We start from the raw sequence: 14,385 nt of genomic DNA, 5'->3' as shown, positions 1-14,385 counted from the left end.
CCGTCAATTGACGTTCCCGTTACATGCCAGAACCCGCGGCCCCTAGACGGCGTTGAGCGGTCGCAAAGTGTATGGGAGTGGCGACATGTTTGTGAAAGGGATGCTGACCGCGGTTGTTCTGACGGCTGGAGCAAGCAGCTATGCAATGGCCCAGGCCGCCGCGGAGGTCGTGACCGGAAATGGCCAGACGACGGTGGTGCCGCAAGCCGCCACCGAGGCGAAGGGCGTTCCGCCCGTCGCGACTCAGGTGATTTCGGAATATCCGGCCTTCAATCAATCCATGAACGACGAAAACATCGCGAGCACGCTTGTCGCGCAGGGTTTCCAGAATATCCATATTCTGCGCGAAGGCTCGTTGATGACCATCACCGCGACACGCGACAACAATGACATCAACCTGGTCTATAACCTTGTCGAGGGCCGCCTGATCAAGGTGAATGGCGAGCGTATTCTGGGCGAAGAGGACCAGAAGGCGAACGGCACCGATGATGCCGCCAGCCCCTCGGCCGTGGACCCGGGGGCGGGTGCGACGCCGGGTGACGATACCGACGATGATGGCGCGACCGACGGTGGAACCGATGACGGCGGAACCGGATCGGACGACGGCGGCATGGACGGTGGTGGCACCGATGACGGCGGCAGCGGCACCGATACGGGCGGCGGCACCGATTCCGGTAGCGACAGTGGTTCGGGCAGCGACAGCGGCTCGGGTAGTGATGGCGGCTCCAGCGACGGTGGGTCCAGCGATGGCGGCTCCGGCGATGGAGGATCGGGCAGCGACGGCGGCTCGGACTCGGAAGGGGCTGGCGGCTGATCGGCTTGCAAGACGGACGCGAAGGGCAAGGGGCCGGGGCGCAAATCCCCCGGCCCTTTATCCTGCGCGCCGGGGAATGCCCCCTGACGGCGCTGGTCTGGAATCAGTTCCCGGCGTAAGATCGTTGGCGACGGTCCAAGGCGGGCAAGGCCATGCAACTGGAAAGCAGTCAGGTCACCGTGATGCTGCCGGTCCGGGATCTTGCCCGGGCGCGGGATTTCTATGAACGGCTGCTGGCCCTGCCGGCGGGTCAGGCGCGCCCGGACGGCAAGGTGGTTTATCGCTGCGGCAACACCGAGATCGCGCTTTTCCCCAGGGACGAGGGCACCAAGGCCGAACACACCGCGCTAAGTTTCCGGGTCGAGGACATTCGGTCGTCGATCGACCAGCTGGAAAGCCGTGGCGTGGTGTTTTCCGATTATGACCTTCCGGGCTTCAAGACCGAGGGCCATGTCTGCGTCCTGGGTTCCGAAAAAGCGGCATGGTTCAACGATACCGAGGGAAACATCCTTTGCCTGCACGAGGACATTCCCGTCCCGCCCGGCCAGGGATCAGGCGCGGCCTGACCGCAACCCATCCTCTGCTTCCCGCAAAAGCCTGCGGATCGCGGTCAGGTGTTCGGTCATGGCCCGATGCGCCGCGGTCTGGTCGCGGGCTGCGATGGCCTCGACGATGGCCAGGTGCAGCGCCCTTTGGGCGGTGGCATATTCCAGCTTCTGCGCCTTGCGATAGACCGCGTCATGGTGCCTTTGCCAGCGCGCGCGTCCGCGCATTGCGACCAGGTTGGTGTAAAGCCCGATCAGCAGCGCGTTGGCGCTGGCCTGCGCGATCGACCTGTGGAATGCGTCATCCAGACGTTCGTAATCCCGCCAGTTCGCCGCCGTCCCGGTCGCGGTCGCCAGTTCGCGCATCCGGCTGATGTCGCTGTCCTTTGCGGCCAGCGCCGCCGCCGCGGCAAGGGCCGGTTCAAAGACCAGCCGCGCCTCGATCAGATCATGGGTCGAGGCGCTTTCGATCAGCACCTGCAAGGGCAATGTCCGGTCGGCGGCGCCGGGTCCAAGAAAGGTGCCCTTGCCCTGATGGCGCCAGATCTGCCCCTCGGCGCTGAGGGTGTGCAATGCGCGGCGCAGGGTTTCACGGCTGCAGGCAAGCTCGACTGCCAGCGCGCGTTCGGGCGGCAGGGCTTCTTGCGGCTGCCAGCGCCCGGCCTCGATCCAGCCCCGCAATGTCGCGGTGACTTCGGCATGATTGCGGCGGGAAGCCGGGATTTCGTTCATGAACAGACCAATTTGCAGACCAATCCATTCCTCTCATAAGGCTGGCGCATCGCCGTGCAAGCTTTGTGTCCACCGAAGGAGGTCGCCGCCGTGAAGAAACTGGATCCGTTCCTGATGTTGATGATCGGCGCGGTTGTGCTGGCCACGCTGGCCCCCGCCACGGGACGGGCGGCGGGTGTCGTCGATGGCCTTGGGACGGCTGCGGTTGCGATGCTGTTCTTCCTGCACGGGGCGGCGCTGTCGCCGCGCACCATCCTGGACGGGCTGAAGCAGTGGCAGCTGCATCTGTTCATCCTGATGAGCACCTTCGTGGTCTTTCCGGTGATCGTCCTGCCGCTGCGCCTGCTGCCAGAGGCGATCCTGCCCGCCGACCTGGCCCTGGGCTTCGTCTATCTGGGGGTGCTGCCTTCGGCCGTGTCCTCGTCGATCGCCTATACGGCGATGGCGCGGGGCAATGTGCCGGCGGCGGTCTGCAACTCGGCGGGATCGAACGTCCTTGGGCTGCTGCTCACGCCGCTGCTGATGAGCCTTCTGATCGGCTCGGCCGCCAGCGGAGCGATGGATCTGGGCCAGACCCTGCGCGATGTCTGCCTGCAGCTTCTGCTGCCCTTCGGCCTTGGCCAGCTGGCCCATCGCTGGATCGGAAATACCCTGCAACGGAATGGCAGGTGGCTGTCGAACTATGACCAGGGCGTCATCGTGCTGATCATCTATGCCGCCTTTTCGCAATCCGTCACCGGCGGGCTTTGGCAGGTCCTGCCTTTGGGCGGATTGGTCATGGCCTGTGCGCTTTGCCTTGCGATCCTTCTGGTCGTCATCGCCTTCACCACCAGAGGCGCGCGCTTCCTGGGCCTGTCGCGCGAGGATGAGATCGCGGCCGTGTTCTGCGGGTCAAAGAAAAGCCTGGCTTCGGGGTTGCCCTTGGCGCAGGTGCTGTTCGCGGGGGCGACCGGTTTTGGCATGATCGTCCTGCCGATCATGCTGTACAACCAGATCCAGATCATGGTCGGCGCGGTCCTGGCCCGGCGATATGCCGAACGGGCTGCCGCCACATCGGCTTGAATCCCGGCCAAGTCTTTTGCCAACATGCGGGTCGCATGACAGGGGGCGCGATGTTCAAGCCATATCTGGACCGGTGGAACCTTGTCGCGGATGGACAGCCGATCACCACCCCGGCGGCCCGGCTTGTTCCGGTGCTGCAGAACGGCACCCGCGCGATGCTGAAACTGTCCTCGAACCCCGATCAGCGGCGCGGCGCCGCGCTGATGGAGTGGTGGGGTGGCGATGGGGCGGCGCGGATCATCGCGCGCGACGAAACCGCGCTGCTGATCGAACGCGCCACGGGTGGCCGGTCCCTTGGCGACATGGCCCGTGGCGGCGACGATGCCAGGGCCTGTCGCATCCTTTGCGCCACCGCCGCCCGGCTGCATCGCAAAAGACCCGGCCCGATCCCCGAGCTGGTGCCCCTGCCACACTGGTTCCGCGACCTTGAGCCCGCTGTGGCGGCGCATGGGGGGATCCTGACCCACAGCCTTGAAACCGCGCGGATGCTGCTGGCCGATCCAAGGGATCAGGTCGTCCTGCACGGCGATCTGCACCACGACAACGTGCTTGATTTCGGGCCGCGGGGCTGGCTAGCCATCGATCCGCACGCGCTGTTTGGCGAACGCGGCTTCGACTTCGCGAACATCTTCACCAATCCCGACCTGAGCGATCCGACGCGACCCGTCGCCACGCTGCCCGGCCACTTTCAGCAACGGCTTGAGGTGGTGGCCGGGGCGGCTCGCATGGATCGTCGCCGCCTGCTGCAGTGGATCCTGGCATGGACCGGATTGTCGGCTGCGTGGTTTCTACAGGACAACGACCCTCTGGTCCGGGTAGATCTGGAAATTGCCTCCCTTGCTGCGGCGGAACTGGTGCGATAGCGGCGGAGGGACCGGACAAGTTGCGGCTGGCCGGCACCGTCATCATGCTGCGCAAGAGCTGCGCCCGCGACGGCTTGACCCGAGGGCTGCGGCGCGTTACCAGCCGCATCAAGGTGCCGGGCACCTGCCGCCTGCGGACGCGAGTCACGGTGAAGCCCGGAAGACGACGACATCTCACCCTCGAAGCATTTCGCGTGGTGGGCAATGCAGGCTCCCATCCATCCTGAAATGCCTCTGCAAGAGGAGTGGGCGATGTCTGTCCGGCACGCTGTCCAACAAGTTAATCCGTCTTCACCCGGTCCAGATCGCGTCGGTCGCCTTGGCGCGCCGAAGGCGCTGGCGCATCGGGAGTGCAGCCTATGACCATCGATGAAGCCAAGGCGCAGGCAAGGGCGCTGCGCGCGGCGCTTTCCGAGCAGGGAACCGCGATCAGCCACGCGCAGGCGTTGGAACTGGTCGCGCGCCAGCATGGGGCAAGGGACTGGAACACGCTTCACGCGCGGCTGGCGCTTGGCAATGCGCCGCCCGAACTGGCGGTCGGCGATCAGGTGCGGGGCCGTTATCTGGGGCAGGGCTTTTCCGGCACCGTCATCGGCCTGTCCGGCCCGGCCAGCCACCGCCAGATCGAGATCCGCTTTGACCAGCCGGTGGACGTCGTGCGGTTCGAAAGCTTTTCGAACCTGCGCCGCCAGATCAGGGCTGTGATCGACGAACACGGCCGGTCGCATCGCCACACCTCGGACGGCCAGCCGCAACTGGTGGTCGAACTGGCCGGCGCCTAGATCGAAAAACCGCCCCGGAGGTCAATGCCGCATCGCCGTCCGGGGCGGCCTTCAGTCCAGCCGCACCCATTCGGCGGCTGCGATCCCATAGGGCGCGAACAGGAAATCGCGGATCGCCGCGATCCTGCCATCCTGCCAGTCGATCAGGACGAAATGCGCGGGGCGTTCCATGGCACCGGTCTTGTCGAAGACCAGCATCGCCGGATGCCCATCAACAGCCCCGAATGCAAAGGTCCATTGCGTCGCTTCGGCATAGCGGGTGAGGTACAGCCCGACATTCTGGCGACCCTCAAGCCTCAGCCGGTTGACCAGTTCAAGCCTGACATCCTCGGCCAGCATGTCCCGGATCGTATCGAATTCTCCGCGCTGGAACAGGGCGACATAGGCCGCCATCTTCTGACGCTGCGCATCCGGCAGCAGGGGCAGCCGGGTATCCTCGGGCAATTCGGCCAGCTTGCGCAGGGCCGCGCGGCCGCGTTGCAGCGCGGACTTGGCGGCGGCGGGCGAGCAGCCGGCGATCACCGCCACCTCTTCGACCGAATGGCCAAGGACGTCCTTCAGGATGACGGCGCAGCGTTGCAGTTCGGGCAGGCGCAGGAAGCTGTGGAACCCGACCGAGACGATCTCGCCTTCGGGCAGGGGCGCATCGGCGACATCCTCGACAAGGGGGGTGGTGCCGTGGCGCGACCTGCGGCGCAGGAAATCAAGGCAGGTGTTATGCGCAATCCGCAGCAGCCAGGGCTCAAGGTCGTCAACCTGCGTCCCCGCGGCCCTGGCGCGCAGCGCCTTGAGCAGCGTGTCCTGCACCATATCCTCGCCATCCACGGTTGAGCCGGTCATGCGCGCGCAATAACGGTGCAGCCGCGGCCGAAGCGTGTTCAGGCGGTCTTCCAGTTCCTGGGTCGTCATGTCCCCTGTCCCATCAGCCTGCGGACTTGTCCCCGACGCCGGAGGTAAGAATATCCGCGACCCGCCCGTCAAGCGGGCCGCGTTTGGTTCTGCCCGAATGTCACTTGCTGTCGCCAAACACCGCCTCGCCCATGACCGACTCGAAGCTGGCCATTTCCAGGATCTTCGGGAAATAGGCCTTCATGCGCGGGTCGTTGCGCATTGCGGCGACGGCCTCGGGCGTGTCCCATTCGGAATGAATGACGACGCTTGCGCCGTCGCCACCGGCGATAAGTCGGCTTGCCCGCCAGCCGCCAAGCGTGCTGACGACGGTTTCGATATTGCGCTGCAAAAGCGCGATCAGCGCCTGCTGCTGGCCCGGCCGGACCTTCAGCAGATTGATCAGCACCACGGGTTTGCTTGTCATCGGTGGTTCCTTTCCTGAGAGACACACCAAGGACGAAGCGGCGACCGAAAACGGATCGGGTGGCGCGGTTTTATTTTGGGGACGCGAGAACGGCCGGGCAGAATTGCAACCTGACCGGCCTAGGGGGCGTGGGATGCGTTCCCCGCCGCAAGTGTTTGCAGGGCAAGTGCGACCTCTTCGGTCGAAAACGGCTTTTCCAGAAGGATCAGCCCCTGCTCCATCCCCGGCGCCATGGAGCCCAGGTTTGTCAGGATGGCCCCGGTGACCGCGACGATCCGGCCCTTCAGACCGGGCTGAAGCAAAAGCGCCTGCCGGGCAAGGTCGGCACCGTCCATGCCGGGCATCCGCAGATCGGTGAACATCGCGTCGAACCGTGTCTTGCCCAGCATTGCCAGCGCCTCTTGCGGCGAGGTCGTGCACTGCGTCGCATGTCCTTCGCGTGCGATCAGTTCGGCAAGGCTTGCGCCGACATCGGGTTCGTCATCGACGACAAGCACGGTCATCGCCCTGCCCCCGGTCGCGGGCTGGACGGGCTGGGCCTGCGGCACCCCATCGGCACAGGGCAGCACGACCTGCAGACAGGCACCCGGAAGCGAGCCTTGGGTCAGGGCAATGCTGCCGCCGTGGGACTCGATGACGCTTCGGGAAATCGACAGCCCGATCCCGGTGCCGACATCAACCGCCTTGGTGGTGAAATAAGGGTCAAAGACCCGCTCAGCCAGATCCTTCGCGATGCCGGGGCCATTGTCCTCGAACCGGATGATGATTTGCCCGCCTTCGCCTCGGGCCGTCACCCGGATCAGGCGGGGCAGGGGGCGGCTGGCCAGCGCCTGCTGCGCGTTGATCGCCAGATTGGCGAAGACCTGCCCCAGCAGGTCGCGGTCGCCCAGAACCCGAGGCAGCGTGTCGGGCAGGTCGAACGCGGTTTCGACGCCCGAACTGCGCAGCCCGTATCCCACGACCTCGAACGAGGTGCGGATGACCTCGGCAATGTCCAGCAATTGCCGCTGCGCGGGCTTCTGCCGGGCCATGGCCAGAAAGCTTTTCACGATCCGGCCGCAGCGATCGGCGGCGGCGCGAATGCGTTCGCCGCGCGTCTGCATGTCGGGGTCGGTGGCCTTGTCCGCCAGAAGCGTCGCCTGCGCCACGACAATGGCAAGGGGGTTGTTCAACTCATGCGCGACGCCCGCCAGAAGCGAGCCCATCGCCGACAGCTTCTCGACCTGATAAAGCCGGTCTCGCCCTTCCTGCATCTCGCGTTCCAGCCGCTTGGCCTCGGTCAGGTCGCGCAGATGCGACACGAACAGGCGCTGACCGGCCAGCCGCATTTCGGTCACCGTCAGTTCGATCGGCAAAAGCGCGCCCGCGCGGTTCCGGCCCCGCACCTCGACCCGCTTGCCGACCACCCGGGCCACGCCCCCGTTCAGATAGCGGGTCAGGCCCTGTTCATGGGCGGCGCGGAATTCGTCGGGCACGATCAGCGCGCCGACGCTGCGCCCGACCGCTTCGGCGGCGGAATAACCGAAGATACGTTCGGCCGCGGGATTGAATTCGACCACGACCCCGGCCTCGTCCATGACGATGATCGCGTCCAGCGCCGACGCCACGACCGAGCGATAGCGTTCCTCGCGTTCGGTCAGGGCGGCAAGGTGGCTCAGCGCGGCTTCCTGCGTCTTGCGATGTTCCGTCAGGTCCAGCGTGAAGGTCAGAAAGCCCGGAAGCTGCGCGTCGCCACCCTGATAGGGCAGGACCGAGACCTGCAGATAGCGCCGACCGTGGTGGACATAGTCGATCCAGCCGTCGAAGCGGCCGAACTCTCCGCGGCGGATCGCCGGGGTCACGCGTTCATACTGGCGGACGACCTCGGGGCCCAGGATCTCGGCCACATGATGGCCGATGACCTGATCGCGTGCCAGCCCAAGGAAGTTCAGGAATTCCGCGTTCACGTCGCGATAGACAAGCTCCGGGTCCAGATAGGCGACGCGCAGTGGGACGCCATCGACCATCGCGCGCAGGTGATTGGTCTGCGCGACATGGCTGCGCGCGGCCTCGCCGATCTTTGCGGCCAGCGCGCGGAAGGGTGCGGGCAGGCCCTGCGGGACCGGGGCGGCGGCGGCCTGATCAGGGGGCATCGCGCCGAAATCCGCCAGCCGCATCGCCGGGCCGACGAAACGACGGGTAAAGGCGCGCATGACCAGCGCCAGCAAGACCGCCAGCCCCAGAAGCAGGATCGCAAAGGGCAAAAGCCGCTTCAGCGCCAGCCAGCCGACCCGTTCATTGGGGATTGTCACGACCAGCCGCCAGGGCGTGCCCGCAATGGGATCGCTGGAGACCAGATCCGCCCCGCGCCGGTCAAATCCACCTTGTGTCGGCGACAGGTCGGTCGCGCCGAACACCCCGCGCGCCGGGACCGGGGACGGGGCATGGGCCGCGCCGCCGTCGCGCGTCGCGATCAGGTTGCCGTCCTGGTCGATCACCGCGAAAGTGCCCTCGTTCTCGGGGAAGTCCGCCAGCAGCGTTGACAGATAGGATAGCAGAACATCGGTGCCGACCACGCCGCGAAAGCGCCCGCCGCTCCAGACCGGGGCGGCATAGGTGACCATCAGCCCCGCGCCCCCGGCATCGACATAGACCGGCGACCAATAGGCGGATTTCTCGGGGTCGTTGACCGGCAGGCCCAGCGTGTAAAGCGGGTAATCGAAATAGCCTTGCAGGGACTTGTGCGGATCGGCGGGGTCGATCATCGCGGATGGGTCGCTCCACGGATAGATGGCGACGAAGCCGCGGCTGTCCGAGAAGAAATAGCTCCAGCGCAGATAGGGGCGCGAGGCCTGCATGGCGCGGGCCAGCGCGAAAAGCGGTGTCACGGCGGTGATCTCGCGCCGGATCGCGGGGGTCATGCGGGCGGGATCGCCCATGACCAGCCCTTGGCTGGCCGCGGGATCGCGGGTTTCGCCCGGCCAATCCAGCGGCTCGGCATATTCCGGCAGCGTCCCCTCATGCGTCAGGTTCTGCGCGACAAAGGCGCGCATCGTGTCGACATGGGTATCGACGACATCGACGATCTGCTCCAGCCGCGCCCGGCGCAGACCCTGCGCGTTTTCAAGGTCCTTCAGGATCGCCGTGCGGGCGGCCCCGAATTCGCGCCAGCCCAGAAACAGCATCGCGCTGACCAGCGGCACGGCGGCGGCCAGCATCAGCCAGCCGAACTGGCGGCGCAGGCGCTGCGCGGGGCCCTGGGCCTGCCCGTTCACGCGGCACCGTCGGTATCAAGGACATAGCCCAGTCCCCGGATGGTGCGGATAAAGGTCGGGCGGTCGCTTTCGGGTTCGATCTTGCGGCGCAGGCGGGCGATCCGCACGTCGATGCGCCGGTCGCTTTCGCTGTCCGGAACCTCGTCGCCCAGCAGCTCGACCAGTTGTCCGCGTGGCAGGACGCGATTGGGGCGCCGGGCCAGCACGGCAAGCAGGTCGAATTCGGCCGCCGTCAGGACGATCTCGCCCCGCTCGGCATGAAACAGGCGCCGGGCGTCGATATCGATGCGATAGGGGCCGAAGCTGACCGGGCGGGCGGCAGGCGCCACAACGGCTGGCGAAGGCACCGCCGAAGGACGCGCATCCAGCCGACGCAGGACGCTGCGGATGCGCGCCAGAAGCTCGCGCAGGTCATAGGGTTTCGACATGTAGTCGTCGCCCCCGATCTCCAGCCCGACGATCCGGTCCATCGCGCTGCCCGAGGCCGAGGCGAAGATGATCCCGGTATGGCCCTGCCGCCGGACCCATCTTGCCAGCGACAGCCCGTCCTCTCCGGGCATGGCGATATCCAGAATCGCGACGTCGATGGCGTGGTCCGCGACCAGCGCGCGGAACTGGGCGGCATTGGCGGCGGTCAGGACCTCATAGCCGTGGCCGCGCAGATATTCCGCGACAGCTTCCAGAAGATCGATCTCGTCATCGGCGATGGCGACCCTGTAGACCACGATTCCCCTGCGCAACTCGACATCCGGCGGTGGCGATTATACGATGCGGGGGTTCGGGCGGTAATTAATTTCGGGTTGGGATTGAAGATGTTGCGCGCCCGTATCCTGATCGCCGAGGATGAGCCCGATTTTGCATCAGCCCTGGCCGAATTCCTTCAGGATCTTGGCTATCAGACCGAGATCGTGGCGACCGGCATCGCGCTGGACGCGGCCCTGCGCGCCGGTCCGCGCGACCTGATCCTGCTTGACCTTGGCCTGCCGGGCCGGACCGGATTCGACCTGCTGGATGACAGCGACCTGATCGGCAGGGCGGCGGTGATCGTCCTGACCGGCAATCCCGACGCGGTCGAGCGGATCGTGGGGCTTGAGGCCGGGGCAGATGACTATCTGGTCAAGCCGGTCGATCTGCGCGAGCTGGCGGCGCGGATCGGCAGCGTCCTTGCGCGCCGGCTGGGACGGCAGCGCCAGATCGTCAGTTTCGAGAATGCCAGCGCCGACCTGACCGCGGCCCGGATCCTGTATCCTGACGGGCTGACCGCGCCCCTGTCGCCGGGCGAGGTCGCGCTGATCCGCACCTTTGCCGAAAACCCCCATCGCGTGCTGGACCGCGACCAGCTTCTGGAGCTTGCCCCGGCCGAGACGACCGAGGCGCTGGACCGCGCCATCGACAGCCGCATCGCCCGGCTTCGCCGCAAGCTGGGCACCGCGCAGATCGTCACGCTGCGGGGGCGGGGCTTTCGCTATGAGCCGGACTAGGGGTCAGGCGACGCGGTTGCGCGCCGCATCAAGCCCCTCGGCCATCATCGCCGCCAGCGTGGAATAGGCCGAAAGCCAGGCCGCGCGGGCATCCGTGTCGAAGCCGGGGCCGAAGGTATCGGCCAGCGTCGCCAGCAGCGCATGTCCGACCGGGGCAAGCATGCCTGCATCGACGCCGTAAGCCACGTGACGGCAACCCAGTTCGACCACGACCGGGCGCAGGGCCTCGACCCGGTCAAGGCTTGCGACGGCAAAGCCCAGCGTCATCATCAGCTTGCGCGACTGGTCGGCCAGATCCGGCGGGAACAGCACCCGCAACCGGGGCGCATCCTGGAAAAGCCGCGCGTAAAAGGCGGCGCCGAAAGCGGCCTCCTGCCCTTTGACGGTGGCGAACTGGCGTCTGATCAAGGCGATGTCCGAGGGGAGCATGGGTTCCTCCTGTCTCCCGGCCGTCCCGGCGCGGGGCGGCTTCTTGGCCCCAACATGCCGCGTGGGTGTTTCCGCTTGATGCCGCGCGGGCGCGGGCCGCGTTACAGGCGTTGCAATGCAGGCACGGAAAAACCCGCCCCAAGGGGCGGGTTGGTCAGCGCTTCTGGCCGGGCGGGTCAGATATAGGCCAGCTGGTCCATGACCTGGGCACCCGTGACATTCTGCACGAAGACGGTGAAATCGCCCGCGCCGGTATCGACGTGAAGCTGCGTGCCGCCCGCCACGTCGGTGGCGGTGACATGGCCCTGAAGCGCGGCGTCGAAGACCAGCCGGTCGGTCCCGTCCTGGAAGTCGGTGATGGTGTCGGTCTGTCCGGCGATGGCGCCAGAGGTGAAGATGAACTGATCGACATCCGCGCCGCCCGTCAGCTGGTCGTTGCCAGCCCCGCCGGTCAGCTTGTCATTGCCCGCACCGCCGTTCAGCACGTCGGCGCCGCCATTCCCGATCAGTTGGTCGGCGCCGTCCCCGCCCGACAGCAGGTCGACCGCATCGCGCCCCTCCAGCCGGTCATTGCCCGCAAGGCCGTAAAGGCTGCCACCCGCCATTGCCCCCGTCAGCCGGTCGCCAAAGGCCGAGCCATAAAGGGATTCGATATCCAGAAGCATGTCGCCCTGGGCGTCGCCCCCGCTGCCGGTGCCGTAATAGCCCTGCACCTGGGTGCTGGACGCGCTATCCAGGGCAACGGTCACGGCGGCCGCCGAATTTGCATAGCTGGCGATGTCGATGCCGCCATCGCCGTCCAGCCGGTCCGCGCCCGCGCCGCCGGTCAGGATGTCATTACCATCGCCGCCGTTCAGGATATTCGCCTCGGCCGAGCCGACGATCTGGTCTGCGGCATTGCTGCCGATCACGTTCTCGAACCCCGAGATCCTTTCGCCAGTCGCATCGGTGCCTCCGACGAAATTCGTCTGCAGGTTCACGCCGACGCCATAGGCATTGGCGGCAAAGCTGACGGTATCATTGCCCGCCCCGCCGATCATCGTGTCCAGCCCCTGTCCGCCGAAGACAAGGTCGTTTCCCGCCCCGCCGTCCAGCACGTCATTGCCGCTGCCGCCGATCAGGCTGTCATTGCCGTCCATGCCCCAAAGCGTGTCATTCCCCATGCCTCCGGTCATGAGGTTGTTCAGCGCATTGCCCGTCCCCAGAAAGGTGCCGCTGCCAAGCTTCATCAGGTTCTCGACCTCGGCCCCCAGGGAATAGCTGGAGGTCCAGGTCCGCACCTCGTCCGTGCCGCCGCCCGCGGCCTCGATCACCTTGTCGGCCGTGGTGTCGACGATATAGACGTCGTTGCCCAGACCCCCGGTCATGCTGTCGGCCTCGGTCCCGCCATCCAGGTAATCCGCCCCGGCATCGCCGCGCAGGCTGTCCGCCCCCGCTCCGCCGTAAAGCGAGTCGTTGCCGTCGCCGCCGAACAGCTGGTCGTTGCCGTCCATGCCGACACCGACGTCGTTTCCGGCCCCGCCGTTGATGGCATCGGCATCACCTTCGCCGTTCAGATAGTCGTTCCCGTCCTCGCCAGTCAGAATGTCGATGCCCGCGCCGCCCCGCATCGAGTCGCCGCCCGTCCCGCCATTCAGGATATCGTCCCCGGCATCGCCCATGATGGTGTCGTTGCCGTCGCCACCCTGCGCGACGTCATTGCCGTCGCCGCCAAGGATGCTGTCATTCCCGCCCATGCCGTAAAGGAAATCGCGCCCGGCCATGCCGCTGATGACGTTGGCGGTGGCCGATCCGGTGATGCGGTTGTCCAGCGCGTTGCCGGTGCCGTTGGTCGCCGCGCTGTCATTCAGCAGCACCAGATTTTCGACATTCGCGGCCAGGGAATGGGTCACGAGCGCGCGCACCGTGTCGGTGCCGCCCGTCAGGGTCTCGGCGATGACGGTCGTGGCGCTGCCGATCAGATAGCTGTCATCGCCGTTCCCGCCCTCCAGCCGGTCGCCCGGACCTCCGGTCAGGCTGTCATTGCCGTCCTCGCCATAAAGCGTGTCCGAACCGGCGCCGCCGTCGATCTGGTCGTTCCCCGCGCCGCCGCGCAGCGTGTCATTGCCCGCCTCGCCCGCAAGGGTGTCGTTTCCGGCATCGCCGCGGATGCTGTCGGCGCGGATCGAGCCGGTGATGACATTGTTCAGCGCGTTCCCGGTCAGCGTGCTGCCGCCCTCGGGCGTATCGTAGTAATACTTGTCATAGGCATAGGTATCGACGCGCAGGTTTTCGATATTGGCGCCCAGCGTGTAGTCGTTGCCCAGCAGGACGACGACGGTATCGGTGCCGCCATTCGCGTTCTCGCCGATGGTCACGTCGTGGGACTGGTCGCTGCCGACATTGACATAGGTGTCATTGCCGGCCCCGCCATAGGCGCGGAAGGTCGAACCGGGGCTGTACGCGCTGTCGATGCCAAAGGTGAAGGTGTCATTGCCGGCATCGCCATTGGCGGTGATGGCGACATCGATGATGCCCTCGGTCAGAAAGAACTGGTCGTTGCCATTGCCGCCATTGACCGTGCCATCGGCCTGCATGCTGATGATGTCGTCGCCATCCTCGCCATAGGCGGTGCCGCTGGGACCGTCGATGGTGATGCGGTCATTGCCGATCCCGCCATAGATCAGGGCCGTGTCGGCATGGGAAATGATCTGGTCATCGCCTTGCCCGCCATAGACGGTCGCATCGCCGGTATCGTTGTAGACGCCCTTGTCGCCGACCTCGATGGTGTCGTTGCCATCGCCGCCATAGACGATGTCCGCGCCATCGCCCGAGGTCAGGAAATCATTGCCCGCCCCGCCGTCAAGAAGGTCGTCCCCGCCCGCCGAGGTGATGGTATCCGCCAAGGTCGTCCCGGTGACGTAATAGCTGCCGCTGTCCGGCGCGGTCCAGGTATGGACCGAGCCTGTCAGGGTGATCTGGGTTTGTGGCATGCCGCGCTCTCCGAATGTCTGCGGGCGGGATCGCCCGGAATGGATCTGCGCAAGGTTTTGCGCCCCGCGTGTTTCAGGGCGATGCCGTCACGGCGGGGCGGATATTGCAGCTGTGTTTCAAGGCCGCGCGGCGGGG

Annotated in this window: 13 protein-coding genes; 6 read left to right on the top strand and 7 right to left on the bottom strand. The window is 66.3% G+C overall.

What is annotated here, in order from left to right; genetic code table 11:
• The first annotated feature begins 85 nt into the window (after positions 1-85).
• Together RM190_RS10875 and RM190_RS10870 are read left to right on the top strand one after the other, a co-directional pair.
• Complete coding sequence (locus RM190_RS10875) at positions 86-814, top strand: hypothetical protein (protein ID WP_311759460.1); 729 nt, start codon at positions 86-88, stop codon at positions 812-814.
• Between the two features lie 152 nt (positions 815-966).
• Positions 967-1,380: a VOC family protein gene (locus RM190_RS10870; protein ID WP_311759459.1), complete on the top strand. Its 414-nt coding sequence runs from the start codon at positions 967-969 to the stop codon at positions 1,378-1,380.
• On the opposite strand, the gene RM190_RS10865 is transcribed toward RM190_RS10870, so the two are convergent.
• Complete coding sequence (locus RM190_RS10865) at positions 1,366-2,091, bottom strand: FadR/GntR family transcriptional regulator (protein WP_311759458.1); 726 nt, start codon at positions 2,089-2,091, stop codon at positions 1,366-1,368. The genes RM190_RS10870 and RM190_RS10865 overlap by 15 nt on opposite strands.
• 90 nt (positions 2,092-2,181) lie before the next feature.
• Here RM190_RS10865 and RM190_RS10860 point away from each other — a divergent pair, with 90 nt between their 5' ends.
• The 3 genes from RM190_RS10860 (at position 2,182) to RM190_RS10850 (ending at position 4,798) form a co-directional block, all read left to right on the top strand.
• Entirely contained in the window at positions 2,182-3,153 is a 972-nt protein-coding gene (locus tag RM190_RS10860; protein ID WP_311759457.1) for a bile acid:sodium symporter family protein, read from the top strand.
• 35 nt (positions 3,154-3,188) lie between these two features.
• On the top strand, positions 3,189-4,016 hold the full coding sequence (locus RM190_RS10855; protein WP_311759456.1) for an aminoglycoside phosphotransferase family protein: 828 nt from the start codon (positions 3,189-3,191) through the stop codon (positions 4,014-4,016).
• A 359-nt stretch (positions 4,017-4,375) separates the two neighbouring features.
• A complete protein-coding gene (locus RM190_RS10850; RefSeq protein ID WP_311759455.1) occupies positions 4,376-4,798 on the top strand; it encodes a glyoxalase superfamily protein in 423 nt (140 codons plus the stop codon).
• Between the two features lie 51 nt (positions 4,799-4,849).
• On the opposite strand, the gene RM190_RS10845 is transcribed toward RM190_RS10850, so the two are convergent.
• The 4 genes from RM190_RS10845 to RM190_RS10830 all read right to left on the bottom strand — a co-directional run bounded on the left by RM190_RS10845 (position 4,850) and on the right by RM190_RS10830 (position 10,092).
• Positions 4,850-5,707: a sigma-70 family RNA polymerase sigma factor gene (locus RM190_RS10845; protein ID WP_311759454.1), complete on the bottom strand. Its 858-nt coding sequence runs from the start codon at positions 5,705-5,707 to the stop codon at positions 4,850-4,852.
• A 100-nt stretch (positions 5,708-5,807) separates the two neighbouring features.
• The gene (locus RM190_RS10840; RefSeq protein ID WP_311759453.1) at positions 5,808-6,113 is read right to left on the bottom strand and encodes an antibiotic biosynthesis monooxygenase family protein; all 306 of its coding nucleotides are present in this window, start codon (positions 6,111-6,113) and stop codon (positions 5,808-5,810) included.
• A 119-nt stretch (positions 6,114-6,232) separates the two neighbouring features.
• Positions 6,233-9,367, bottom strand: a complete 3,135-nt coding sequence (locus tag RM190_RS10835; protein ID WP_311759452.1) for a PAS domain S-box protein — start codon at positions 9,365-9,367, stop codon at positions 6,233-6,235.
• Positions 9,364-10,092: a response regulator transcription factor gene (locus RM190_RS10830; protein WP_311759451.1), complete on the bottom strand. Its 729-nt coding sequence runs from the start codon at positions 10,090-10,092 to the stop codon at positions 9,364-9,366. The genes RM190_RS10835 and RM190_RS10830 overlap by 4 nt, the downstream gene beginning before the upstream one ends.
• 87 nt (positions 10,093-10,179) lie before the next feature.
• On the opposite strand from RM190_RS10830, the gene RM190_RS10825 reads away from it, so the two are divergent.
• Positions 10,180-10,848, top strand: coding sequence for a response regulator transcription factor (locus tag RM190_RS10825; RefSeq protein WP_311759450.1), 669 nt, complete (start codon positions 10,180-10,182; stop codon positions 10,846-10,848).
• 3 nt (positions 10,849-10,851) lie between these two features.
• On the opposite strand, the gene RM190_RS10820 is transcribed toward RM190_RS10825, so the two are convergent.
• Together RM190_RS10820 and RM190_RS10815 are read right to left on the bottom strand one after the other, a co-directional pair.
• Complete coding sequence (locus tag RM190_RS10820; protein ID WP_311759449.1) at positions 10,852-11,277, bottom strand: globin domain-containing protein; 426 nt, start codon at positions 11,275-11,277, stop codon at positions 10,852-10,854.
• Between the two features lie 176 nt (positions 11,278-11,453).
• Entirely contained in the window at positions 11,454-14,249 is a 2,796-nt protein-coding gene (locus tag RM190_RS10815) for a calcium-binding protein (RefSeq protein WP_311759448.1), read from the bottom strand.
• Positions 14,250-14,385 lie beyond the last annotated feature (136 nt).

The organism is Paracoccus broussonetiae, from assembly GCF_031854425.1.
In the GTDB taxonomy this organism is placed as follows: Bacteria; Pseudomonadota; Alphaproteobacteria; order Rhodobacterales; family Rhodobacteraceae; genus Paracoccus; species Paracoccus broussonetiae.
The sequence above is the reverse complement of the archived record's forward strand: the minus strand, read 5'-3'. Positions and strand labels throughout refer to the sequence as shown.